At 66.5% G+C, this 24202-nt stretch carries 25 protein-coding genes; 11 read left to right on the top strand and 14 right to left on the bottom strand.

Going from position 1 to position 24202, the window contains the following annotated elements; all coding sequences use genetic code 11:
• Window positions 1–3: 3 nt before the first annotated feature.
• Window positions 4–846, bottom strand: a complete 843-nt coding sequence (locus tag AB3G45_RS13345; protein WP_367831024.1) for a TIGR02587 family membrane protein — start codon at window positions 844–846, stop codon at window positions 4–6.
• A 177-nt stretch (window positions 847–1023) separates the two neighbouring features.
• Window positions 1024–2967, bottom strand: coding sequence for a DEAD/DEAH box helicase (locus tag AB3G45_RS13350; RefSeq protein ID WP_367831025.1), 1944 nt, complete (start codon window positions 2965–2967; stop codon window positions 1024–1026).
• 281 nt (window positions 2968–3248) lie between these two features.
• Here AB3G45_RS13350 and panC point away from each other — a divergent pair, with 281 nt between their 5' ends.
• The 4 genes from panC to AB3G45_RS13370 all read left to right on the top strand — a co-directional run bounded on the left by panC (window position 3249) and on the right by AB3G45_RS13370 (window position 6122).
• Window positions 3249–4118: a pantoate--beta-alanine ligase gene (panC, locus tag AB3G45_RS13355; protein ID WP_367831026.1), complete on the top strand. Its 870-nt coding sequence runs from the start codon at window positions 3249–3251 to the stop codon at window positions 4116–4118.
• Window position 4119: 1 nt separating this feature from the next.
• Window positions 4120–4944 (top strand): 3-methyl-2-oxobutanoate hydroxymethyltransferase, encoded by an 825-nt coding sequence (panB, locus tag AB3G45_RS13360; RefSeq protein ID WP_367831027.1) that lies wholly within the window; start codon window positions 4120–4122, stop codon window positions 4942–4944.
• A 129-nt stretch (window positions 4945–5073) separates the two neighbouring features.
• Window positions 5074–5808 carry an AzlC family ABC transporter permease gene (locus AB3G45_RS13365; RefSeq protein WP_367831028.1) on the top strand — a complete coding sequence of 245 codons (735 nt, stop codon included), beginning with the start codon at window positions 5074–5076 and terminating at the stop codon, window positions 5806–5808.
• 2 nt (window positions 5809–5810) lie between these two features.
• Window positions 5811–6122: an AzlD family protein gene (locus AB3G45_RS13370; protein ID WP_367831029.1), complete on the top strand. Its 312-nt coding sequence runs from the start codon at window positions 5811–5813 to the stop codon at window positions 6120–6122.
• Here the strand turns inward: AB3G45_RS13370 and AB3G45_RS13375 are convergent.
• From AB3G45_RS13375 to AB3G45_RS13395, 5 genes are all read right to left on the bottom strand, one after another.
• Window positions 6112–7947 carry an aminopeptidase P family protein gene (locus tag AB3G45_RS13375; RefSeq protein ID WP_367831030.1) on the bottom strand — a complete coding sequence of 612 codons (1836 nt, stop codon included), beginning with the start codon at window positions 7945–7947 and terminating at the stop codon, window positions 6112–6114. The genes AB3G45_RS13370 and AB3G45_RS13375 overlap by 11 nt on opposite strands.
• A 219-nt stretch (window positions 7948–8166) precedes the next feature.
• On the bottom strand, window positions 8167–8691 hold the full coding sequence (locus AB3G45_RS13380; RefSeq protein ID WP_367831031.1) for a hypothetical protein: 525 nt from the start codon (window positions 8689–8691) through the stop codon (window positions 8167–8169).
• Window positions 8692–9119: 428 nt separating this feature from the next.
• Window positions 9120–10001, bottom strand: coding sequence for a 50S ribosomal protein L11 methyltransferase (locus tag AB3G45_RS13385; protein WP_367831032.1), 882 nt, complete (start codon window positions 9999–10001; stop codon window positions 9120–9122).
• Window positions 10002–10065: 64 nt separating this feature from the next.
• Window positions 10066–10665, bottom strand: coding sequence for an SCO family protein (locus AB3G45_RS13390; protein ID WP_367831033.1), 600 nt, complete (start codon window positions 10663–10665; stop codon window positions 10066–10068).
• Window positions 10666–10778: 113 nt separating this feature from the next.
• Entirely contained in the window at window positions 10779–10937 is a 159-nt protein-coding gene (locus AB3G45_RS13395) for a hypothetical protein (protein WP_367831034.1), read from the bottom strand.
• Between the two features lie 265 nt (window positions 10938–11202).
• Between AB3G45_RS13395 and AB3G45_RS13400 the strand changes: the two genes are divergently transcribed.
• Together AB3G45_RS13400 and AB3G45_RS13405 are read left to right on the top strand one after the other, a co-directional pair.
• Window positions 11203–11667, top strand: coding sequence for a chemotaxis protein CheW (locus tag AB3G45_RS13400; RefSeq protein ID WP_023514279.1), 465 nt, complete (start codon window positions 11203–11205; stop codon window positions 11665–11667).
• A 144-nt stretch (window positions 11668–11811) separates the two neighbouring features.
• A complete protein-coding gene (locus AB3G45_RS13405) occupies window positions 11812–12174 on the top strand; it encodes a hypothetical protein (protein ID WP_367831035.1) in 363 nt (120 codons plus the stop codon).
• A 55-nt stretch (window positions 12175–12229) separates the two neighbouring features.
• Here AB3G45_RS13405 and AB3G45_RS13410 read toward each other — a convergent pair whose 3' ends face one another.
• From AB3G45_RS13410 to AB3G45_RS13440, 7 genes are all read right to left on the bottom strand, one after another.
• Window positions 12230–12712, bottom strand: coding sequence for a CreA family protein (locus tag AB3G45_RS13410; protein ID WP_367831036.1), 483 nt, complete (start codon window positions 12710–12712; stop codon window positions 12230–12232).
• A gap of 104 nt (window positions 12713–12816) precedes the next feature.
• A complete protein-coding gene (locus tag AB3G45_RS13415) occupies window positions 12817–13563 on the bottom strand; it encodes a copper homeostasis protein CutC (protein ID WP_367831037.1) in 747 nt (248 codons plus the stop codon).
• Between the two features lie 22 nt (window positions 13564–13585).
• Complete coding sequence (locus tag AB3G45_RS13420) at window positions 13586–14641, bottom strand: dipeptidase (RefSeq protein ID WP_367831038.1); 1056 nt, start codon at window positions 14639–14641, stop codon at window positions 13586–13588.
• An 84-nt stretch (window positions 14642–14725) separates the two neighbouring features.
• Entirely contained in the window at window positions 14726–15886 is a 1161-nt protein-coding gene (gene nagA / locus AB3G45_RS13425) for an N-acetylglucosamine-6-phosphate deacetylase (protein ID WP_367831039.1), read from the bottom strand.
• Window positions 15883–16905, bottom strand: coding sequence for an SIS domain-containing protein (locus AB3G45_RS13430; RefSeq protein WP_367831040.1), 1023 nt, complete (start codon window positions 16903–16905; stop codon window positions 15883–15885). Before AB3G45_RS13430 ends, nagA begins: the two co-directional genes overlap by 4 nt.
• A 20-nt stretch (window positions 16906–16925) precedes the next feature.
• Window positions 16926–17690 (bottom strand): GntR family transcriptional regulator, encoded by a 765-nt coding sequence (locus AB3G45_RS13435; protein WP_367831041.1) that lies wholly within the window; start codon window positions 17688–17690, stop codon window positions 16926–16928.
• The gene (locus tag AB3G45_RS13440) at window positions 17687–18574 is read right to left on the bottom strand and encodes a BadF/BadG/BcrA/BcrD ATPase family protein (protein ID WP_367831042.1); all 888 of its coding nucleotides are present in this window, start codon (window positions 18572–18574) and stop codon (window positions 17687–17689) included. The genes AB3G45_RS13435 and AB3G45_RS13440 overlap by 4 nt, the downstream gene beginning before the upstream one ends.
• 197 nt (window positions 18575–18771) lie before the next feature.
• On the opposite strand from AB3G45_RS13440, the gene AB3G45_RS13445 reads away from it, so the two are divergent.
• From AB3G45_RS13445 to AB3G45_RS13465, 5 genes are all read left to right on the top strand, one after another.
• Window positions 18772–19665 carry an N-acetylmuramic acid 6-phosphate etherase gene (locus tag AB3G45_RS13445; protein ID WP_367831043.1) on the top strand — a complete coding sequence of 298 codons (894 nt, stop codon included), beginning with the start codon at window positions 18772–18774 and terminating at the stop codon, window positions 19663–19665.
• A gap of 43 nt (window positions 19666–19708) precedes the next feature.
• Window positions 19709–20968 (top strand): ABC transporter substrate-binding protein, encoded by a 1260-nt coding sequence (locus AB3G45_RS13450; protein WP_367831044.1) that lies wholly within the window; start codon window positions 19709–19711, stop codon window positions 20966–20968.
• A gap of 314 nt (window positions 20969–21282) precedes the next feature.
• Entirely contained in the window at window positions 21283–22233 is a 951-nt protein-coding gene (locus AB3G45_RS13455) for a carbohydrate ABC transporter permease (protein ID WP_367831045.1), read from the top strand.
• A 15-nt stretch (window positions 22234–22248) separates the two neighbouring features.
• Window positions 22249–23088 carry a carbohydrate ABC transporter permease gene (locus AB3G45_RS13460; RefSeq protein WP_367831046.1) on the top strand — a complete coding sequence of 280 codons (840 nt, stop codon included), beginning with the start codon at window positions 22249–22251 and terminating at the stop codon, window positions 23086–23088.
• On the top strand, window positions 23085–24149 hold the full coding sequence (locus tag AB3G45_RS13465) for a Gfo/Idh/MocA family protein (protein ID WP_367831047.1): 1065 nt from the start codon (window positions 23085–23087) through the stop codon (window positions 24147–24149). Before AB3G45_RS13460 ends, AB3G45_RS13465 begins: the two co-directional genes overlap by 4 nt.
• Window positions 24150–24202: the final 53 nt, after the last annotated feature.

Raw genomic sequence — 24202 nt, forward strand, 5'->3', positions numbered from 1 at the left:
GCCTCACAGGATCAGCCGCGCGGCGGCGGCGCCGAGCGCGGCGGGAAAACCGAGCACGATGACGGACAGCATGATCTCGACCGGCGAGCTGTCGCCGAGGCGCTCGAAGATCCACAGGGCGAAGATGCTGACCGCCAGCGCGATGACGTAGCCGGGCAGGGTGAAGCGCACGAAGGCGTGCCACCAGGGCGTCTGCGGCGAAAGCTCGTGGCCGCCGGTGAAGGACACCGCATAGACGAAGCCATGCATGAGGGCGATGGAGAGGAGCGCGACGACGATGGCATGCCAGATCGTCATCTTGTAGGCGAGCACCATCATCTCGTCGGTCGGCGCGATGTTGAGCGAGAGGAAGAGCGCGCCGGCCGCCATCAGCAGCAGTTCGCCGTGATAGGGCGTCTCTCCGTCCTCCGCGTCGTCTTCGCCATGGCCGAGCTGGCTGCGGCCGAGCATGGCGCCGATGCTGGCGGGCACCGATTGCAGCGCGACCTTGCCGGCAACCTCGTTCGCCGGCATGCCGCCGCGCAGGAGGCCGAGCGCCGTCAGCACGACCAGGCTGGTGAGGATGCCGATGCCATAGGCAATCGTCGCGTCGCGCATCGCCTCGCGCCAGCTGAAGGTCTCCTCGAAGCCGATGCGGTGGGCGAGCAGGATAAGGAGAGGAATGTTGAGAAGGAGCAGCAGGAACAGGCGCTCGCGCGCCATGTAGAAGCCGAGATACCACATTTCCATGGTCATCAGCATCGGCAGCGCCAGCAGGAGCGCCCCGGCGACGCCCCGGCCGAGCCCGGTCACGAAGCGGCCGAACTCGTCCTTGTCGCTAGCCGCATGCGTCTCGTCGCGTGCCATGAACCCCCCTCGCCAAAGCGCGGGGGAAACGCGGCGCGAGGCGGATGGTTCCGCGCGAACCGGGTATAGGCCAAATTCACGGCACGGTATTGCCGCCCCTTCCTTCTCCCCTCGGGGAGAAGGAAGGGGCGAGGTCAGGCACTATGCTTTTTTGCCCATGCGGGCAGGCAGAGGGGATCAGGCGCGATCCGGCTTCTTGCCGTTCGGCTTGCGCGGGGCGCCGTCGGGCTTGGCGAATTTCTCGTCGCGCTTGCCCTTGAAGGGTTTTGTGCCGGCGAACGGCTTGGCGGGCTTCTTGCCGCCATCCTCGCGGTCCTTCCAGTGCGGCTTGCCGGCGGCACCCTCGGGCTTGTCGAAATCGCGCTTCTTTTCGAAACGCGGCTTCTTGTCGAACTCGCCCTTCGGCTTCCAGTCGGCGCGGCGCTCCGGCTTGTCGTAGCGCTGCGTCTTCTCGCCGGGCGTGCGCGTATAGGGCTGCGGCGTCAGGTCGGGCTGGCCTTCCAGCACGGTGACGCGGATGCCGCGCTCCAGCATGCTGCTCGGACCGATATGGCCGAGGAAGCCGTCGGCGGCATCGGCGGAGAGCTCGATATAGGTCTCCTCCGGCTGCATCTTGATCGCGCCGATCTCGTTCTTGGTGATGCTGCCGTTGCGGCAGAGCATCGGGATCAGCCACCGCGGCTCGGCGCGCTGCTTGCGGCCGACCGAGACGGAGATCCAGACGCTCGCCCCGAAACCCTCGCGCGGGCGCTTGGTTTCGGCCGGAATGAAATCGTTGCCGCGCTCGCGCGGCTTGCGCTGCTCGAGCGAGACCTCGACCAGGTCCTCCGGCGCCGAGCGGCCGGCCTTGAAGAAGCGGGCGACGGCGGCGGCAAGCTGCCTTGCGTCGAAGCGTGCGGCAAGCGCGTCGATCGTCTCGATCTCGTCTTCGCCGATCGCGTCGGTCAGCATCGGGTCGGCGAGCAGGCGCTCGTCGTCGCGGCGCAGGATGTCCTCGGCGGACGGCGGGGTCGCCCAGTTCGCCTTGAGGTTTGCCGCCTGCAGCAGGCGCTCGGCCTTGCGGCGGGCGCTGAGCGGCACGATGAGCGCGCTGACGCCCTTGCGGCCGGCGCGGCCGGTGCGGCCCGAGCGGTGCAGCAGGGTTTCCGGATTGGTCGGCAGGTCGGCATGCACGACGAGTTCGAGGTTCGGCAGGTCGATGCCGCGCGCGGCCACGTCCGTGGCGATGCAGACGCGGGCGCGGCCGTCGCGCATGGCCTGCAGCGCGTGGGTGCGTTCGTTCTGGCTGAGTTCGCCGGAGAGGGCGACGACCGAGAAGCCGCGATTGTTGAAGCGGGCCGTCAGGTGGTTGACCGCCGCGCGCGTCGAACAGAAGACGAGGGCGTTCTGCGCATCGTAGTAGCGCAGCACGTTGATGATGGCGTTCTCGCGGTCGGCGGGCACGGTCAGCAGGGCGCGATAGTCGATGTCGACATGCTGCTCGCGCTCGGAGGCCGTCGAGATGCGCAGCGCATCGCGCTGGTAGTTTTTCGCAAGCGTGGCGATTTCCTTCGACACGGTGGCCGAGAACATCAGCGTGCGGCGCTCTTCCGGCGCGGCTTCCAGGATGAATTCGAGATCCTCGCGGAAACCGAGGTCCAGCATCTCGTCCGCCTCGTCGAGCACGACGGCGCGGATGGCGGACAGATCGAGGTTGCCGCGGGTGATGTGGTCGCGCAGGCGCCCCGGCGTGCCGACGATGATATGGGCGCCGCGCTCCAGCGCGCGCCGCTCGTTGCGCACGTCCATGCCGCCGACGCAGGAGGCGATGACGGCGCCGGTCATCTCGTAGAGCCATTCCAGCTCGCGCTTGACCTGCATGGCAAGTTCGCGCGTCGGGGCGATGACGAGGGCGAGCGGGCTCTGCGCGCGGGCGAAGCGCTCTTCGCCCTCAAGCAGCGTCGGGGCGAGCGCCAGGCCGAAGGCGACGGTCTTGCCGGAGCCGGTCTGGGCCGAGACCAGCGCGTCGGCATCGCCGATCTTCGGGTCGGAGACGGCGACCTGCACCGGCGTCAAGGTGGTATAGCCGCGTTTTTCCAACGCCTTTGCCATCGCCGGAGCGAGGCTTTCGAAACTCGTCATGTAGGGTCTTTCGGAATTCGGGTTCCGCGACGATCTGGCGTCGCACTCTCAGCCCGTCCGCGACGAGCTTGCTGGTGCGCTCTCTACTGGCCCTTGCGTAAAAAGTACAGTGCGCAAAATGCAACCCTGCCCAGCGGCGGGGCCTATCGCCGGCAAGGGTGTTTGCCGATTGTCTTTTTGCGCTGCACAAGATAGAAAGCGGCGCACCCTGAAACGGCCCGCAAGAGGCCGTGCGGGCGGCATCGCCCGCGGGAGAGGGCGAGAGCAAGGAGGAACCGTCGATGCAGACCTTGACCACCATCGCGGATTTGCGCGCGGCGCTGGCGCCGCACCGGCTGGACGGCCGCACCATCGGTCTCGTGCCCACCATGGGCTATCTTCATGTCGGCCATATGGAGCTTGCCCGGCGGGCCCGCGCCGACAATGACATCGTCGTCGCCACCATCTTCGTCAATCCCCTGCAGTTCGGCGCCAACGAGGATCTGGCGCGCTATCCGCGCGACCTTGCCCGCGACCGGGCTATGCTGGAGGGGGAAGGCGTGCACTACCTCTTCGCGCCCGGCGTTGCCGACATGTATCCGCGGCCGATGGAGACCGTCGTCGACGTGCCGACGCTCGGCTCGGAACTCGAAGGCTCGGTGCGGCCCGGTCATTTCGCGGGCGTCGCGACGGTGGTCACGAAACTCTTCAACATCGCCCAGCCGGATCGCGCCTATTTCGGCGAGAAGGATTTCCAGCAGCTCGCCATCATCCGCCGCATGGCCGAGGACCTGGCGCAGCCGGTCGAGGTGGTCGGCGTGCCGACGGTGCGCGAGGCGGACGGCCTCGCCTGTTCCTCGCGCAATGTCTATCTTACGCCCGAGGAGCGCGCGGCCGCCGCCGTCGTGCCGCGGGCGCTGGAAGAGGCAGAGCGGCTGATTATGGCCGGCGAGACGGACGCAAAACGGCTGGAGGCGGGCGTTGCCGCCTTCCTTGCGCGCGAGCCGCTGGCCCGGCCGGAAGTGGTCGCGGTCCGCGATCCGCAGACGCTCGCCAGGATCGACACGGTCGGCGACAAGCCGGCTCTCTTGTTGCTTTTCGTGCGCTTTGGGAGCACGAAACTCCTCGACAACCGGGTTCTCGGCCCGAAGACCATGAAAAAGGTAGCCTGACATGAGCGTACACACCGCCAAGCGCCGTCTGGCGCCCGCCGACATCCGGGCCCTCAAGGGCGAGCGCCCCATCGTCAGCCTCACCGCCTATACGACCCCCGTCGCCAAGCTGATGGATCCCCATGTCGACTTCATGCTGGTCGGCGACAGCCTCGGCATGGTGCTCTACGGCCTCGATTCCACCGTCGGCGTGACGATCGAGATGATGATCGCCCATGGCCAGGCCGTCATGCGCGGCTCGTCCAATGCCTGCGTCGTCGTCGACCTGCCCTTCGGCTCCTACCAGCAATCCAAGGAGCAGGCCTTCGCGACGGCCGCCCGGGTGCTCAAGGAGACCGGCTGTTCGGCGGTCAAGCTGGAGGGCGGGGCGGAAATGGCCGAGACGGTGCATTTCCTCACCCAGCGCGGTATTCCGGTGCTCGGCCATGTCGGCCTGATGCCGCAGCTCATCAACACGACGGGCGGCTATCGCTCGCTCGGCCGCAACGACAAGGAAGTCGAGAAGATCCGCAAGGACGCCGCGGCCATCGACGAGGCCGGCGCCTTCGCCATCGTCATCGAGGGTACGGTCGAGCCGCTGGCGCGCGAGATCACCGGCACGGTCAAGGTGCCGACCATCGGCATCGGCGCCTCGCCCGCCTGCGACGGCCAGGTGCTCGTCGTCGACGACGTGCTCGGCATCTTCACGGATTTCAAGCCCCGCTTCGTCAAGCATTTCGCCAATCTCGCCCCCGTCATGAGCGAAGCCTTCGCGACGTATGCGCAAGAGGTGAAGGCGCGCAGCTTCCCCGGGCCCGAGCACACGTTCCAGCTCAAGAAGGGGTGATCATCCATCAGCACCGGACGCAATTCGGTGCTGATCGATCAACGGCGCTGAACGATCCATCAGCCATATTGGTTTGCGGGCAGGCCCTTGCTGCTCTATGGCTGTTGGCTCCCAAGATAGAGCAGACCCATGACCCCCGCCACGAAAGAAGAAATCCGCGACGCCTTCCGGCGTGGCAGCGCCGTCGCGATTGCCGCGGCACCCTTCGCCGTCCTGTTCGGCGCCGTCGCCATCGACAACGGCCTGACGATCGCGGAAGCCGCGCTGATGAGCGCGACGCTCTATGCCGGCGCCAGCCAGCTCGTCGGCGTCGAGCTTTTCGACCACAATGTCGCGCCCTGGCTGGTGGTGCTGTCGATCTTCGCGGTCAATTTCCGGCATGTGCTCTATTCGGCGGCGATCGCCGCCCATATCCGGCATCTGACCTTCTGGCAGAAGGCGACGTCGCTGTTCTTCCTCACCGACCCGCAGTTCGCCGAAACCGAACGCCGCGCCGATGCGGGCATTCGCGTCAGCTATGTCTGGTCCATGGTGCTCGGCCTCACCGTCTATGTGCCCTGGCTCTGCCTCACGGTCGTCGGGGGGCTGCTCGGCAACCTGATCGGCGATCCCAAGGCGATCGGCCTCGACGTGCTGCTGCCGATCTATTTCATGGGCCTCGTGCTCGGCTTCCGCAGCCGGGCGAACTGGCTGCCGGTGGTGCTCGCCTCCTCGGCGGGCTCGATCCTGGCGCTACATTTCGTCGGTTCCCCCTGGCATGTCAGCCTGGGGGCGCTGGCGGGCGTGCTCGTCGCGGCCGTCATGCCGCTCGACGACAAGGCGCCGGCCGAACCGGTCGGCGAGACCGTGGGCGGGGAGGCATGAGCATGGACACGCTGTTCCACACCCAGACGCTGCTGATCATCGCCGCGGGCGCGATCGCGACCTATCTGACGCGCGTCGGCGGCTATGTCTTCATCACGCGCATGAAGCGCATCCCGCCGCGCGCCGAAGCGGCGCTCAACGCCGTTCCGGCCGCCGTGCTCACCACGCTGGTGGCGCCGGCGGCCGTGACGGGCGGTTTCGACGTCAGCCTGACGATGGCCGTCGCCTTCCTCATCGGCCTGCGCCTTTCACTGCTGCCGGTGCTGGCCATCGGCTGGGCGGTCGTGATGGTGCTGCGTCACGTCATCGGCTGACCGGCGCCGTCGCCGTTTCCAGCCAGCGCTTCGTCGCCTCGTCCGACAGCAGCGGCGCGATCTTCTCGCGCACCTGCGCGTGGTAGGCGTTCAGCCAGGCAAGCTCCTCGTCCGTCATCAGCGCGGGCACGACGAGCCGGCGGTCGATCGGGCAGAAGGTTAGCGTTTCGAAGCCGAGCATCTCCATGTCGCCGCCCTCGACCGGGGCGGCCGGCAGGATGTGGATCAGGTTCTCGATGCGGATGCCGAAGGCGCCGGGGCGATAGTAGCCCGGCTCGTTAGAGAGGATCATGCCGGCCAGCAGCTCCTGCGTCGAAAGCCGCGAGATGCGCTGCGGACCCTCGTGCACTGAAAGGTAGGAGCCGACGCCGTGGCCGGTGCCGTGGGCGAAATCGGCGCCGGCCTTCCACAGCGCGATGCGGGCGAGCGGATCGAGGTCGCAGCCGCGCGTGCCCTTGGGGAACCGCGCCGTGCTGATCGCGATCATGCCCTTCAGCACCAGCGTGAAGAAGCGCTTCTGCTCCTCCGGCACCGCGCCGATCGCCACCGTGCGGGTGATGTCCGTCGTGCCGTTGATATATTGCGCGCCGGAATCGATGAGGAACAGCGTGCCGGGTTCGATGACCGCGTCCGTCGAGGTCGTGACGCGATAGTGCATGATGGCGGCATGGGCGCCGGCGCCGGCGATGGTGTCGAAGGATACGTCCTTCAGCGGATTCTGGTGGCGCTCGCCGACGCTGGCGCGCACGGCCTCCAGCTTCTTCGTGACGGCCATCTCGGTCTGCGTGCCGGGCGTCGTGCCGTCGAGCCAGGCGAGGAATTCCACCATGGCCGCGCCGTCCTGAAGGTGGGCGCGCGCGGAGCCGTCGATCTCGACGGCGTTCTTGCAGGCGCGGGGCAGGCGGGCCGGGTCGGCGGCCTCGACCAGCGTGCCGCCCTTGCGGCGCACGATCTCGGCGAGCGCGAAGGGGGCCTGGTCGGGATCGATGAGGATGCGCTTGCCCTCGGCGGCGAGCGCCGCGATGCGCTCGTCGAACTGCGAGGGCGGCACGAGGTCGGCAAGCTGGGTGAGGTAGGCCTCGGGCTCGATGCCGGTCTTGCGCTTGTCGAGGAAAAGCTGCGGGCGGCCCTCCGCCGGAATGATGGCGCGGGCCAGCGGATGCGGCGTGTGCGGCACGTCGCTGCCGCGGATGTTGAAGATCCAGGCGATGGAGGAGGGGTCGGTGACGGCGAGGGCGTCGGCGCCGGCCTTGGCGGTCGCCTCCGCCATCCTGGCGAGCTTGTCCCGGGCGAGTTCCCCGGCCTGCTCGATCGACTGGATCGTCACGCGGCCGAGCGGTTCGCCCGGACGGTCGGTCCAGGCCTTGTCGAGCGGGTTGTGGGGCAGGAAGACGAGGGCGCCGCCGAGGCCGGCAAGCGCCTTTTCGAGGCGACGCACCTCCGCGCCGGTGTGCAGCCACGGGTCGATGCCGAGGCGAAAACCCTTCGGGCCATGGTTCTGCAGCCAGAGATGCGGCGGCTCGCCGACGAGGTCGCCGCCGGTGAAGACGCTGCCGTCCACCTGTTCGGCAAGCTGCGTGACATAGCGCCCGTCGACGAAGACCACGGCCGCACCGCGCATGACGAGCGCCACGCCGGCCGAGCCGGTGAAGCCCGTCAGCCAGGAGAGGCGTTCGGCCGAGGCCGGCACGTATTCGCCCTGGTATTCGTCGGCGCGCGGCACGAGGAAGCCGTCGATGCCGAGCGCATCGAAGCCGGCGCGCAGCGCCTCGGCGCGTTCGCGGCCGAACTGGGGCGTGGAGGTGACGTCGAAACTCTGGAACATGGGAGACTTCCGGTATGGCGATGAATCGTGCCGGTAATCTAAAGCATGTCGCGCAAAAGTGTGCAGCGGTTTTGCGCTAACGACATGCGAAAAACCTAAAGCATGTCGCGCAAAAGTGTGCAGCGGTTTTGCGCTAACGACATGCGAAAAACCTGAGAGCGAAAGCGCAAGGAGCGAATCGGGAAGATCGCGACGCGCTTTAGCCACCGGCCGGCCGCGTCAAAGGCGGGAGAGGTAGCGCTCCAGCACGGCGCGGGTCAGGCGCTGGTTGTTGCGATACCAGTCGTCCTCGGTGAAGAAGGCGGGTTCGCCGGCATCCCAGCCGCTCATCGAGAAATCCGACTGGCGGGCGAGGAAGGCGACGAAGTCCTCCTCGGTCTTCCACTCCGCGATGGGCGGGCCGAAATAGATGCCGCCGTCCTGCACGTCGGCCAGCATGACGCCGTCTTCGGTGCGGATGAGGCCCTGGCCGCAGAAATCCCGGTGATGGTCGTAGATCACGCCGTGGCCGGGCATCGCGTTCATCAGCTTGCCCCAGAGCCGCGCGGCGAGCGGCGCGCCGAGCGGCTGGCGGCTCAAGGCATCGCGCAGGGATTGGGCGATGCGGCGGCGCTCCGCCTCGGTGCGGGTCGTGCTCTCGGCGCGGTAGGGGTGCCTGTGCGCCGCGATATTGGCGCGGATCGCCACCCACAGCACGAAGACGACGACGGCGAGGCAGACGAGGGGGATGACGATGGCGGCCATGGCCGGAAGAACCCTTTGGTAGCGCGAAGAGGTCTGCAATTGGACTTATGCGTCTTGCGCATGGCACCCATGTTCCAAAGGGCCTGTCGCAAATTTTCGAATCCCGTATAAGCGGCGCCAACGAAGCGAAACGAAATGCGCTTCAAGCGAAACGAAGTGAAAGTCCCTCCAGTCCTTCGGATCGCAAAAATGAACTGCCGAAAGGCAAAAAGCTAGGTGTTCCGATCAGGCGTCTTGCCGGTCACTCCTCCTCCCTCCTCCGGGAAGGCGCTCGGAACACATAGGCCCGCTTGAGCGCTCCTCCTCCTCAAGCTCGCGGGCAGGCCGGTTCGCCGGTCCATAGGCGGTGCCTCTGGCACCGCCTTTTCTTTTTCCCGCGATTTCCTGACGTTGGAGCGGGATGTTGCCACCCCGCTTCAAGCTGCGGCTTATCGCCGATTGTCGAGGTGGATCGTCACCCAGCCCTCGCGCCAGATCGTGCGCACATGGCGCAGGCCCGCGCCGTTGTAGGCGGCAAGCACCTTCCAGCGCTGCGAGGCGAGGATGCCGGACAGGATGACGTCGCCCTGCGGCGCAAGCTGCGCGGAAAGCTGCGGCGCAATGCGCATGAGCGGTCGGGCGAGGATGTTGGCGATGACGAGGTCGAAGGGGCCGTGGCGGCCGAAGGCGGTGGAATGGAAGCCCGGCGCCGTCTCCAGCGCGATGCCCGAGGCGATGTTGTTGAGGCGGACGTTTTCCCTGGCGACGCGGGTGGCGATCGGGTCGATATCCGTTGCCAGCACCGCGACCGGCGCGAGCTTGCGCGCGGCGATGGCCAGCACGCCGCTGCCGGTGCCGAGGTCGAGCACGCGCTTCACCTTGCGCGTGCGCATCACGTCGGAGATCACCTCCAGGCAGCCTGCCGTCGTGCCGTGATGGCCGGTGCCGAAGGCCTGGCCGGCGTCGATCTCGATGGCGATCTCGCCGGCCCGCACCTTGCCGCGGTCATGCGAGCCGTGCACGACGAAACGCGCGGCGCGCACGGGCTTCAGGCCTTCCAGCGACTTGGCGATCCAGTCGATATCGGGCAGTTCCTCGCGCTCGATTACCGCATCGGGAAATTCGTCGGCGAGGAGGGCTGCGAAGCGCGCGTGGATATCCGCCTCGTCCGGCCGGAACATGTAGACCGAGGCCTCCCAGACGTCGTTCTTCTCGTCGATCTCCATCGTCGCGATGGCGTAGCCTTCGTCCTCGAAGGCGTCGGTCATCAGCGAGAGGGCGATCTCGGCCCGCTTCTCGGTCGTGGTGATGTAGAGGCGGATTTCGCTCACGGCTCGGGGTCCCTGTTGTTTCAGGTCCGCCTAGCATGTCCGCTGGCCGAGGGCAAAGGGACCGTCAGCCCTTGATCAGGTTGGCGAGCTTCTCTTCGGCGACCTCCGGGTTCTCGCCATAGGCGATGGTGCCGACGAAGCGGCCGGTCGCGTCGAGCAGGAAGATGGAGGCCGTGTGGTCCATCGTATAGTCGCCGTCGGGCTTCTCCTCGTCGAGCGGTACCTTGCGGTAATAGACGCGGTAGCCCTTGACCATGTCCAGCACCTTGTCCACCGGGCCGGAAATGCCGGTGATGCGCTTGGAGACGTTGCCGACATACTGGCCGATCAGTTCCGGCGTGTCGCGCTCGGGGTCGACGGTGACGAAATAGGCCTGCAGCTTCGAGCCGTCGGGATCGACCTTGGTGAGCCAGCCGTTCATCTCGAACAGCGTGGTCGGGCAGACTTCCGGGCAATGGGTGAAGCCGAAGAAGAGGGCGGTCGGCTTGCCGGTGAAGGCTTTTTCGGTGATCGGCTTGCCGTCCTGGGCGACGAGTTCGAAGGGCACGCCGAACGGGCCGCTCGCGACCTTCTCCTTCGTCTCGCTCATTTCCAGCGTCAGCCAGCCGAGCAGCGCCGCGACGAGGGCGACGGCAATCCACAGTACGAGGCGCAGGGTCTTCATGGCAGTCCTTCGATCAGGCTATGTCTGCCGGTGTCATAGTCCTTCGCCCCGGTGCGCGCAAAGGGGCCGATTGCCGCAACGGGCGGGCAGGAGCGGGTCTCGCGGAATTGTGATCAGAAGCACCAGGCCATGCCGCTGTCGGCAAGGCTGAGGAAGATCGCCGTGCCATGCTCCAGCCAGCCGGCAAAGGCGGCGGTGGCGGCCATCACGCCGAGGCCGAGCGCGATGAGCGCGGCGGGCAGGGCGGTGTATCGGCGGGCGGTCTTGTCCATGACGGCGAGTATAGACTGGAATCGCGGGATTTCAAACCGGCCCGGACTGCCGTAACGGAAGGTATTCCGGGCCCGGAATTTCATCGAAAGCGGCTAAAATACAAGTTTCCGGTGCTGTTCCTTAGCCATTGTTTAATCTCTCTTTGCCACTTTCGGACGACGCGCAAAGGGCCGGTCAGACCCGCTGGACATGATGTCCGCCGTGCGCCGGAGACGGCGTGCAGCGCATTCCGCCAAGTCCATGTCGATTGGAAAGAGTCTCACCATGTCCAATGCCCTGAAACAGTCCGGCGCCTATCTCGAAATCGTCTCCTTCCACCTCGGGGAGCAGGAGTTCTGCATCGACATCATGGCCATCCGCGAAATCCGCGGCTGGGCGCCGGTGACGCCGATGCCGCACACGCCGCCCTATGTGCTGGGCCTCATCAACCTGCGCGGCGCGGTGATCCCGGTCATCGACATGGCCTGCCGCCTCGGCATGAAGATGACCGAGCCCTCCGAGCGCTCGGCGATCATCGTCACGGACATTGCCGGCAAGCTGGTCGGCCTGCTGGTCGAGCAGGTCTCCGACATGATGACCATCAAGAGCGAAGCCCTCCAGCCGGCGCCGGAAATCATCCCGGAGGCCCAGCGCGCCTTCTGCCGCGGCATCGTCGCGCTGGAGAAGTCGATGGTCTGCTTCCTCAACCTCGACACGGTCATCGCCGACGAGCTCGCTCAGGCCGCCTGATCGCGGCAACCGGGATTGCGTCATCCAGGGCGCCGGGCCGGCTTTCGGCCGGGCGCCTTCGGCATTCGCGGAAATTTATCCGGAACCATGCGTGGCCCGCACCGTTCCCTCCATGCTTCCCATAGAAAAACATGGAGAATTCCGATGAAGAAGACCCTTACGATCGCCCTTGCCTCGCTTCTTGCCGCCGCGCCCGCGGCGAGCGTCGCCTATGCGCAGGACGCCACGATGCCCATGACCTCGGACAGCATGTCCACGGGCTCGATCGCTGCGGACGATGTGAACGTGGTCACGCTCTCCTCGCTGGAGGCCGACGACAGCAAGCGCGGCGAGGCCGAGCGCCTGAGCCTCAAGGCTAACGATCCGATCACCATGGAAAAGGTCCAGGCCGAGCTTCAGGGCGAACCGGGACTGGTGGAGGCCCTGACCGCGAAGAACGTCCAGTTGCAGAACGTCATCGAGATCCAGACCGCGGGCGATGGCGGCAAGGTCGTCTATGTCAAGTAAGCCGCCGGCCTTTCAACGAAAACGCCCCGGAACCTCAGGCGCCGGGGCGTTTTTTTTAGGGCTTGCCGTTGGTCCAGGTGACCGTCTCGCCGTAGAGCGGCACGGTGGAGATCGACATTTTCGCCGATCCTTCCGTCAGTTCGCGTGAATGGGCGAGGTAGATCAGCGTGTCGTTCTTCCTGTCGTAGATGCGCGTGACGATCAGCGATTTCCAGATGAGCGAGAGGCCGGATTTGAAGACCTCCTCGCCCTCCCTGTCGAGTTCGATGTCGCCGACGGTGATCGGGCCGGTCTGCCGGCAGGCGATGGCGTTGTTGGAGGGATCCTCGAACCAGTTGCCCTTCTTCAGCCGGTCGATGACGCTGCGGTTGAAATAGGTGACGTGGCAGGTGATGCCGGAGACCTCCGGATCGGTCACCGCATCGACATAGATGTCGTTGCCGATCCAGTCGACGCCGACCTTGCCGACTGTCTCGGCGGCGGCGGGCAGGGCGACAAGGGCCATCAGGCCGGCTGCGGCAAGAAGTTTCGGCGTCATGGCGGGTCTCCTCGTTTTCCGATCAGGCAGGGTCGTCGCATCGGGTGGGGGCACCCTTCTGCTCTATCAGGTAAGGATGCCCTGCCTTCGTGCAAGCCGGGCCCTTACGATTTTGCCGCGGCGATGGTGGCGCGCACGGCGTTCCCGTCGGTCAGCGTCACCTCGTATTCCCGGTCCTTCTGCGTGCCGCCCATGCCGACATGCGGGTTGCGGAAGGCCATGCCGCTCGGCACCGTCTTCAGCGCGGCGAAGTGCAGTTCGGTGAGATTGGCGCCGTCGCGAACCTTCCGGATGTTCTCGGCATCGAGCGCGCCGCAGCCCATGACGACGATGCGGCCGGCCGCCTGCTCGTTGGCAGCCTTGAGGATGGCGAGGCCCTCCAGCGCGGTGTCGCGCTGGCCCGAGGTCAGCACGCGGTCGACGCCGCAGCGGATGAGCGCTTCCAGCGCCTCGCCGGCATCGGCCGTCATGTCGAAGGCGCGGTGGCAGGTGACGGACATCGGCCGTGCGGCCTCGACCAGCCGCCGCGTGCGCGCCTCGTCGATCCGGCCGTCGGGCGTCAGGCAGCCGATGACGATGCCGGAAACGCCTTCATCCCTCAGGGCGGCGACGTCCTCCACCATCGTCTCGAATTCCGTCTGAGAATAGAGGAAGTCGCCGCCGCGCGGGCGGATGATGACATGGACGGGGATCCTTGCCGCCTTCACCGCGGCGCGGATCGTCGCAAGGCTCGGCGTCAGGCCGCCCTCCACCAGGCTGGCGCAGAGTTCCACGCGGTCGGCGCCGGCATCCTGCGCGGCGAGGAAGCCGTCGATGCCTTCGACGCAGAGTTCGATGAGGGGCTTGGCCATGGTGTCCTTCCGGTTGTTTCGGTCAGGCTTCGCGCCAGACGGTCTTGAGGAGCCGCAGCCAGTTCTCGCGGCAGAGCTTGGCAAGGTCGCCCTCGCCATAGCCCGCCTCGCGCAGCGCCGCGACGAGCGCCTGGCCGCCGGCGGCGTCGTGGATCGCGCCGGGAATGGTCGCGCCGTCGAAATCCGAGCCGAGCGCCACGCAGTCGATGCCCATGCGCTCCACCATGTGGTCTATGTGGCGCACCATGTCGGAGAGCGGCGTTTCGGGGCTTTCCTGGCCGTCGGCCCTCAGCATGGTCGTGGCGTAGTTGAGGCCGGCAATGCCCTTGCGCTCGCGGATCGCGTCGAGCTGGCGGTCGGTGAGGTTGCGCGAGATCGGCGTCAGGGCGTGGGCGTTGGAATGGGTGGCGACGAGCGGCTGGCTGCTTTCGCGCGCCACGTCCCAGAAACCCTGTTCGGTGATATGGGCGAGGTCGATCATGATGCCGAGCCGGTCGCAGGCCTTCACCAGCTCGATGCCGGCCGCCGTCAGGCCCGGCCCCGTGTCGGGCGAGGAGGGATAGGCGAAGGGCACGCCGTGGCCGAACAGGTTGTGGCGGCTCCAGACGGGGCCGAGCGAGCGCAGCCCGTTCTCGTAGAAGGTCTCCAGGTTCGACAGGTCCGCGGCGATCGGCTCGCAGCCTTCGATATGGAGCACGGCGGCGAAGCGGCCGGCCTCCATGGCAGCGCGGATTTCCGCCGTGGAGCGGCAGATGGCAAGGCCGCCGGCCGCTTCCAGCCGGGCGGCGATATCGGCCATTTCGAGCGCGATCTCCAGCGCGTCGGCATGGGCGCGCGGCCCGACCATCCGGATATCGTAGTGGCCGTTCTCGTCGACCTCGCGCGGCGGATAATCCTCCACCGGCGGGATGAACATGGCGCAGAAGCCGCCGGCAAGGCCGCCCTTCTTCGCGCGCGGGGCGTCGATATGGCCGAGCTCCGTTCCCCCGACGAATTCGGCGACCGGGTCGGCGCCCTTCCGGGCATTCTCCCACAGGCGAAGCAGGACGTCGTTGTGGCCGTCGAAGATCAATTGCATGGGGCGCTCCCGGATCGATAGGTCAGATGATCCGACGGGGTAGAGCCGATTCCGCCGCGGCCCGCAAGAACCGCGGCGCCGGCATCAGCTGGCAAAGACCGGCGTTCCGGCGATCCAGGTCGAGACCACATTGACGTCGCCGTCGATGACGGCGAAGTCGGCGTCGTGGCCGTGGGTGAGGCGGCCCTTGCGGCCGGTCATGCCGATGGCCTCGGCCGGGTAGAGCGAGGCCATGCGCAGCGCCTCTTCCAGGTTGAGGCCGACATGGTCGCGCATGAAACGGATGCAGGAGGCCATGTCGATATCGGCGCCGGCGAGCGTGCCGTCGGCAAGCGTCAGGCGCCCGCCCTCGCGAAAGATCTCCCGGCCGTTGAGGAAGAAGCTCGCCATGTCGGTGCCGATGGTCGACATGGCGTCGGTGACGAGGAAGATGCGGCCGGGGCCGCGCTTTGCCCTGAGCGCCACGCCGATGGAGGCCGGATCGACATGGAAGCCGTCGGCGATCAGGCCGGCATTGACATGGCCGAGATCGAGTGCCGCGCCGACCATGGCGGGCTCGCGGTGGCCGAGCGGGCTCATGGCGTTGAACAGGTGGGTCATCATGCTGGCGCCGGCCGAAACGGCGGCGGCGGCAGTCCGGTAGGTGCAATCCGAATGGCCGAGGCTGACGGTGACGCCCGCCGCATGGAGCGCGGCGATCTGCTCGTTGCCGGCGTTTTCCGGTGCCAGCGTCATCAGGAGGGCATCGAGGCCCTTTCGCGCTTCGACGGTGCGGGCGAGGTCGGCTTCTTCCATCGGGCGGATGAGGCGCGGGTCGTGCGCGCCCTTGCGCGCCACCGAAAGGTGCGGGCCTTCGAGATGGAGGCCGAGGAAGCCAGGGACCTGCGCCTGCTGCGCCGCAAGGCCGGCGGCGATGGTTTCCGTCGTCACCTCGACATTGTCGGTGATCAGCGTCGGCAGGAGGGCCGTCGTGCCGAAGCGGGCATGGGCGGCGCAGATCGTGCGGATGCCTTCAAGGTCCGGCCGCTCGTTGAGCAGCACGCCGCCGCCGCCGTTCACCTGCAGGTCGATGAAACCGGGGACGAGCGACAGCCCGTCCATAGGCACGGTGCGGGCCCCGGCCGGCACCTCGCGAAGAGGCGCGACGGCGGCGACCTTGCCGTCCGCGATGACGAGCGTGCTGTTCTCATGCCACAGATCGCCGTCGAAGATGCGGGCGCCGGTAAGGGCGGTGAGGGCTGTCATCGGGTTTCCGTCACTTTCTTCAGGTTGACCGGCTTGTCGGGATCGAGGCCCTTGCCGCGCGACCAGGCCTCGACGAAGCCGTAGAAGGGCACGATGAGCGCCAGCGCATCGGTGATCGGGTGTCCGGTGGCGACGAAGGGCAGTTTTCGCGCGCTTTTTCCGCCGGCGGCGGTGACGCAGGCATAGGCGCCGCGATCGGCGAGGCTGTCGGCCATGCCGGTGACCGACGCTTCCGCCGCATCACGCGCGGCGAGTGCGATGACCGGGAAGGACGGACCGACGAGCGCGACGGGGCCGTGCAGCACTTCCGCCGAGGAATAGGCCTCGGCATGCATGCCGGACGTCTCCTTGAACTTCAGCGCGGCCTCGCTGGCGATCGCAAGGCCTGGGCCGCGGCCGAGCACGTAGAGCGACTGGGCATCCTTGAGGTCACCGGCAAGGTCGGACCAGTCGAGCGCGACGGCCTTGGCGAACTGCTCCGGCAGGTTTTTCACCGCGCGGTCAAGATCGGTGTCGCCCGTCCATTCGGCGAGCACGGCAAGGCCGGCGACGATGGAGTTGACGTAGGATTTCGTCGCCGCGACGGAAAGTTCCGGGCCGGCGGAGAGGTCGAGCGAGTGCGCGCAGGCCGCGGCGAGCGGCGAGGGCAGGGTGTTGGTGAGCGCGATCGAGATCGCGCCGCCCTTCGTCGCGCCTTCGGCCATGGCGACGATGTCGGGGCTCTTGCCGGACTGGGAGATGGCGATGGCGGCGGCGCCGGAAAGCTTCAGCTTCGCGCCGTAGATGGAGGCGAGCGACGGGCCGAGCGAGGCGACGGGGCGGCCGGCGGTCAGTTCGATCGCATATTTCAGGAAGAGCGCGGCATGGTCGGAGGAGCCGCGCGCGACGGTCACGAAGAACTGCGGATCGCGCTCGCGCAGCGCCCTGCCGGCGGCCGTGATGGCGCTGGCGGAATTGGCGAGCAGGCGGGCCGCCGCGTCCGGGATTTCGTCGATCTCTTTGCGCATGTTGGTCTGCATGGAAGTCCCTTCGCGGTTGGTCACGTCTCGGAAAGCGTCAGTTCGGCGACGAAGTCATAGGCATCGCCGCGATAGATGGAGCGGGTGAATTCGACCACCCGGCCGGAGCGCAGATAGGAGACGCGCTCGATGGAGAGCCCGGCGGAGCCGGCGGGCACGCCGAGCATGGCCGCGTCCGGGTCCTTCATGTTGTAGGCGGAGATGCGCTGGACGGCACGCACCGGCCGGCAGCCGCGCTTTTCCAGCGCCGCATAGAGCGAGGTCGTGACCTGCATGGGGTCGGGCAGGAATTCCGCCGAGATGCAGGCGCGCTCGATGGCGAGCGGCATGTCGTCGGCCACGCGCAGGCGCCCGAGCCGCGCGACGAGCGCGTCGGCCGGAAGGCCGAGCATCATCATCTCGTCCGGCGAGGGATGGAACAGGCCCCGGTCGAGCCATTCGGCGCGGGTGGTGAGGCCGCGGCGCGCCATGTCCTCGGTGAAGGAGGTGAGGCGGGACAGCGACTGCTGCACCTTGGCGACAGGCTTGGCGACGAAGGTGCCGGAGCCGTGGCGGCGCACCAGGAGGCCGTCCTTGACGAGGTCGTCGACGGCCTTGCGCACGGTGACGCGGCTGACATTGGCGTGGTCGGCGAGGTCGCGCTCGGCGGGCAGGGCGTCGCCGTAATTCAGCTTGCCGGAGGTAATCGCCTCCTCCAGCGTCTGGCGCAGCTTGACATAGAGCGGGCCGGGCACGCCCGATTGCAGGCTTTCCGGCGTGAGGATCGCGGCAAGGGGCGTGGTCATGCGGCAGCTCCCGTCCGCTCTCTGTAGGCCTTGGCGGCGAGCGCCACGGCGCCGGTCAGGGCGTCGGCCTCGGCCTCCACCAGGATCGCGCGATGGTGGGCGGACAGCCATTGCGGATAGAGCGGCGCAAGGCCGCCGAGCAGGCAGAGGCGCGGCGCGCCCGCCAGCGCCATGATGGCGTCGAGCGATTCGTTGACGCTTGCCGCCCCCGCCCTGACGATGGCGATCGCCTGCGCGTCGCCGTCCTTCGCATGGGTGAAGACGAGGGGGGCATAGCGGCCGAAATCGCCCGGCTTGGAGAGGCGGGCGAATTCGACGATGCCGCGCGGATCGTGCTTGAACTCGTCGAGGATGGCGTCCGTCAGGCGAGAGCGCGGATGCACGCCGTCATGGGCGAGCAGCGCTTCCTGGAGCGCGGCATGGCCGATGCGCGCGCCGCCGCCGAGATCGCCGACGGTAAAACCCCAGCCGCCGATATAGCGGACCACATCGTTCTTGCGTCCCATATAGATGGAGCCGGTGCCGAGGATCGCCACGGCCCCGTCCGTATCGCCGATCGCGCCCTGAAGGGCGATCAGGCCGTCCGAATCGATGTCCGTATGACGGAAGGGCAGGCGGTCGTGCACGTAGCGGGCGAGATCGCCGACATTGGTGCCGGCAAGGCCGAGGAAGGCGGAGGCGCCGTCGATGCCGGCCTCGTCGAGGCCTGCGTCGCGACAGGCGGCGCTGGCCGCTTCGGTGATGGAGATGATCGCATTGTTGGGGTCGGTCAGGATATTGGCCGCGCCGCTCTTGCCGCGACCCAGGATGGTGCCGTCCGGGCGTGCGACCGCCGCGCGGCAACTCGTCCCCCCGCCGTCGATACCGAGAATAAGATCCGTCATGGGCACCTCCGAGCACAACGATACCAAAAAAATACCATTAACCAAGGGGCATGATGGTATCGAAAATCAGCTTTCGCCCAACATCATGTTTTTAAATAATAAAAATATTCTAACTTAAAAAAGTGGTCTCAAAAATTAATTTCCTATGGACAATTGGTATTTTTTTGGCATTAATTCCGGCCAGAGGAGACACCATAATGGCTGCAGGCAGGACAGAAGGCAGACACGATCAGGCGAGCGGGCTGGACGAACGTCGGCCCGTCGACGTGCTGAAAGTGCTGGCGGATGCCCAGAAAGCCGCGGCCGGCGTCGTCGACGCCGCCCTGGACGATATCGCCACTGCCGCCCGTCTTGCGGCCGATGCGCTCCTGTCCGGCGGACGCCTCGTCTATGCCGGCGCCGGCAGCTCCGGCCTGATGGCCATGGCCGACGCGCTCGAACTTCCCGGCACCTACGGCATTTCCCGCGATCGCATCGTCATCCTGCTCGCCGGCGGCGCCGCGAGCCTTGTGGACCTGGCGGGCGGCTATGAAGACGATCGCGCGCTTGCCCTGAGCGACGCCGCGGCCGCCGCCATCGGCCCGCGCGACTGCGTGATCGCCGTCTCGGCGAGCGGCAGCACGCCCTATGCGCTGGCGATCGCCTCCCATGCGAAGGAGAAGGGCGCCCGGGTCGTGGCGCTCGCCAACAATCCCGGCGCCGCGCTCTTCGAGGGCGCCGATGCCGCGATCCTGCTCGATACGCCGCCGGAAGTGATTTCCGGCTCGACGCGCATGGGCGCCGGCACGGCGCAGAAGGTCGCGTTCAACATGTTTTCCACGCTCGTCGGCGTGCATCTCGGCCATGTGCACGATGGCCACATGGTCAACCTGAAGGCCGACAACATCAAATTGAGAGGGCGTGCCTGCCGCATCGTCTCCGACATTTCGGGTGTCGGGCTCGACGAGGCGGAACGCCTTCTTCAGCGCTCCGAAGGCTCGGTCAAGGCGGCCGTGCTGCTCGCCGCGGGCGTTGAGGACGCCAGCGCGGCCGAGGCGGCGCTGGACCGGTCGGGGCAAAGCCTCCGGCGCGCCCTGAAAGCTCTTCGATAAACTGGTCTCAAAACGCGCCATGCGCATAAAAGGGGAGAAGGAAATGACACGCACCGCAATCAAAGGCCTGCTTCTTGCCACGAGCATCCTCGGCACCGCCGGGCTTGCCCAGGCACAGGACGTCACGCTGACCGTCGAAAGCTGGCGCAACGACGACCTTTCCATCTGGCAGGAGAAGATCATCCCGGCCTTCGAAGCCAAGAACCCGGGCATCAAGGTCGTCTTCGCGCCGACCGCGCCGACCGAGTACAACGCCGCGCTGAACGCCAAGCTCGATGCCGGCTCGGCGGGCGACCTCATCACCTGCCGTCCGTTCGACGCCTCGCTCGAACTCTTCAACAAGGGTCACCTTGCCGGCCTTAACGACCTTTCGGGCATGGAGAACTTCTCCGACGTCGCCAAGTCCGCCTGGACGACGGACGACGGCGCGACGACCTTCTGCGTGCCGATGGCCTCGGTCATCCACGGCTTCATCTACAACAAGGACGCCTTCGACCAGCTCGGCATCACGCCGCCGGCGACGGAAGCCGAGTTCTTCGCCGCGCTCGACAAGATCAAGGCGGACGGCAACTATATCCCGATGGCCATGGGCACGAAGGACCTCTGGGAAGCCGCGACCATGGCCTACCAGAACATCGGCCCGACCTACTGGAAGGGCGAGGAAGGCCGCAAGGCGCTGATCGCCGGCACGCAGAAGCTGACCGACGAGGGCTGGGTCGAACCCTACCGCGTGCTCGCCAAGTGGAAGGACTATCTCGGCGACGGCTTCGAAGCGCAGACCTATCCCGACAGCCAGAACCTCTTCACGCTCGGCCGCGCCGCCATCTACCCGGCCGGCTCGTGGGAAATCGGCCTGTTCAACACGCAGGCGCAGTTCAAGATGGGCGCGTTCCCGCCGCCGGTGAAGAATGCCGGCGACACCTGCTACATCTCTGACCATAACGACATCGGCGTCGGCCTCAACGCCAAGAGCGGCAATGCGGAAGCCGCCAAGACGTTCCTGACCTTCGTCGCCTCGCCGGAATTCGCCGACATCTATGCCAACTCGCTGCCGGGCTTCTTCAGCCTCAACTCGACGGCGGTAAAGATGAACGACCCGCTGGCGCAGGAATTCGTCTCCTGGCGTGAGAAGTGCCAGCCGACGATCCGCTCGACCTACCAGATCCTGTCGCGCGGCACGCCGAACCTCGAAAACGAGACCTGGACCGAATCGGCCAACGTCATCAACGGCACGGACACGCCGGAAGTCGCCGGCGAGAAGCTCCAGAAGGGCCTCGACAGCTGGTACAAGCCGGCGAAGTAAGCCTATCGGGTTGCCCCTTATCCCAACCCTCTCCCCGCAGGCGGGGAGAGGGGGACGGAGAGGGCGCGGCATGTTTCCTTCTCCCCGCTTGCGGGGAGAAGGTGGCCGGCAGGCCGGATGAGGGGCCGAGCGGACAGCGCCAGCTCCGAACGATCTTTCCGAAGGCGGAGAGGTCGGCACGCCGCAAGGCAAATCGGGGCAGCGGCCCCAAGCCAATCGTGTAGACTGGGTATGGCATGTGTGGGCGAAGGCCCACGCAACCGCACCCGCACAGGCAATGAAAACCGACAACAACCGGACGGGGCACGCTGGCCATGAGCGACATACCTTCTTCCCATGAGGCGACGGGGCCGATCAGGCGGCCGCGTCGCTGGCATATCGGCGTCTTCCTGCTTCCGGCCTTCATCGTCTATTCGGCGGTCATGATCCTGCCGCTCATCGAGACGCTGCGCCTGTCGCTGTTCAACACCGTGGACGGCCAGCCGGCCTTCGTCGGCCTCGGCAATTTCAAGGTGCTGTTCGGCGACGAGCGCTGGGCGGCCGATTTCTGGAACGCGCTGAAGAACAACGTCATCTTCTTCGCCATCCACATGCTGGTGCAGAACCCGATCGGGGTGGCGCTCGCGGCCATGCTGTCGATCCCGAAGCTGCGATTTGCGGCCTTCTACCGCACGGCGGTCTTTCTGCCGACGCTGCTCTCCTTCGTCATCGTCGGCTTCATCTGGAAGCTGATCCTCTCGCCGATCTGGGGCGTTTCGCCCTACCTGATGGATCTCGTCGGCCTGAAGTCCCTGTTCGCCCCCTGGCTCGGCAGGCCGAATTCGGCGCTGATCGCCGTGTCGCTGATCTCGGTCTGGCAATATGTCGGCATCCCGATGATGCTGATCTACGCGGCGCTGCTCAACATTCCCGACGAGGTGATCGAGGCGGCAGAATGCGACGGCGTCACCGGCTGGAGCCAGTTCTGGAAGATCAAGCTGCCGCTGATCCTGCCCGCCATCGGCATTATCTCGATCCTCACCTTCGTCGGCAACTTCAACGCCTTCGACCTCGTCTACACCGTGCAGGGGGCGCTGGCCGGACCTGACAAGTCGACCGATATCCTCGGCACGCTGCTCTACCGCACCTTCTTCGGTTTCCAGCTCCAGCTCGGCGACCGATCGATGGGCGCGACGATCGCGACGGTCATGTTCCTCATCATCCTCGCCGGCGTCTCGCTCTATCTCTTCGCCATCCAGCGGCGCATGCGCCGCTACCAGTTCTGACCGGGAGGACCTCGCATGTCCAAGCCACGCACCTCGCTGACCCGCACGTCGCTCGTTCACCTGGCGCTGATCGGCTATGCGGCGATCTCGATCTTCCCCGTCTTCCTGACGATCATCAACTCGATGAAGGATCGCAACGCCATCTTCCGCAACCCGATGCAGCTTCCCTCGCCGAAGACCTTCGACCTCGTCGGCTACACGACGGTGCTGGGGCAGGGGGACTTTGCGACCTATTTCCAGAACAGTTTCATCGTCACGGTGGCGTCCATCGCGCTGGTGCTGCTGTTCGGCGCCATGGCCGCCTTCGCGCTCTCGGAATACCGCTTCCGCGGCAACACGCTGATGGGGCTCTATCTCGCCATCGGCATCATGATCCCGATCCGCCTCGGCACGGTGGCGATCCTGCAGGGCATGGTGGCGACCGGGCTCGTCAACACGCTGACGGCGCTGGTCCTCGTCTATACCGCGCAGGGCATCCCGCTCGCCGTCTTCATCCTCTCCGAGTTCATGCGGACCGTTTCCGACGACCTCAAGAATGCCGGGCGCATCGACGGCCTTTCGGAATATGCGATCTTCTTCCGCCTCGTCCTGCCGCTCGTCAGGCCGGCCATGGCGACGGTCGCGGTCTTCACCATGATCCCGATCTGGAACGACCTGTGGTTCCCGCTGATCCTGGCGCCGAGCGAGGCGACCAAGACGGTGACGCTGGGATCGCAGATCTTCATCGGCCAGTTCGTCACCAACTGGAATGCAGTGCTCGCCGCGCTCTCGCTCGCGATCCTGCCCGTTCTCATCCTCTACTTCATCTTCTCGCGGCAGCTGATCCGCGGCATCACCTCGGGAGCAGTCAAGTGAGTTCCGCCATGTCCCCCATCCGCGTCCTGTCCGCCGGCCTCGGCAATATGGGCCGCAGCCATGCGCTCGCCTATCATGAGAATCCGGGCTTCGAGATCATCGGCCTCGTCAACCGTTCGAAGGTCCCGGTCCCGGCGGGGCTGGAAGGCTACGAGATCCATCCGTCCTTCCACGAGGCGCTGCGCGCGCTGAAGCCGGAGCTCTGCTCGATCAACACCTATTCGGACAGCCATGCCGAATATGCGATCGCCGCGATGGAGGCCGGCGCCCATGTCTTCCTCGAAAAGCCGCTGGCGACGACGGTGGCGGATGCCGAACGGGTGGTGGCCTGCGCGAAAGCGAACGGCCGCAAGCTCGTCGTCGGCTATATCCTGCGCCACCATCCGTCCTGGATGCGGCTCATCGAGGAAGCGCGCAAGCTCGGCGGCCCCTACGTCTTCCGCATGAACCTGAACCAGCAGTCGAGCGGGCCGACCTGGGCGACCCACAAGGCGCTGATGCAGACGACCCCGCCGATCGTCGACTGCGGCGTGCACTATGTCGACGTGATGTGCCAGATCACCGACGCCAAACCCGTGGAGGTGCGCGGCATGGGCCTGCGCCTGTCGAACGAGATCGCACCCGACATGTACAATTACGGCCACCTCCAGGTGCTTTTCGACGACGGCTCGCTCGGCTGGTACGAGGCGGGCTGGGGGCCGATGATCTCGGAAACCGCCTTCTTCGTGAAGGACGTCATGTCGCCCAACGGCTCCGTCTCGATCGTCATGGACCCGAACGCCAAGTCGGACGACATCGACACCCACACCAAGACGGCCGTCATCCGCCTGCACAACGCGGCCACCGGCCCCGACGGCCGGTTCCTGTCTCCGGACGAGGACCTGAAGATGGCCGGCGAGCCCGGCCACCAGGAACTGTGCGACCGCGAGCAGGCCTATGTGCTGAAGGCGATCCGCGAGGACATCGACCTGACGCGCCATATGGACGACGCGGTGCAGTCGCTGAGGATCTGCCTTGCGGCCGATGAAAGTGTCAGAACCGGTCAGACGGTCAAGCTGTAAGTATTTGTTTTCACGCAATTCCGAACGCAAAGCCGCTACACACTTTTGCTGGA

Source organism: Shinella sp. S4-D37, assembly GCF_040812195.1.
In the GTDB taxonomy this organism is placed as follows: Bacteria; Pseudomonadota; Alphaproteobacteria; order Rhizobiales; family Rhizobiaceae; genus Shinella.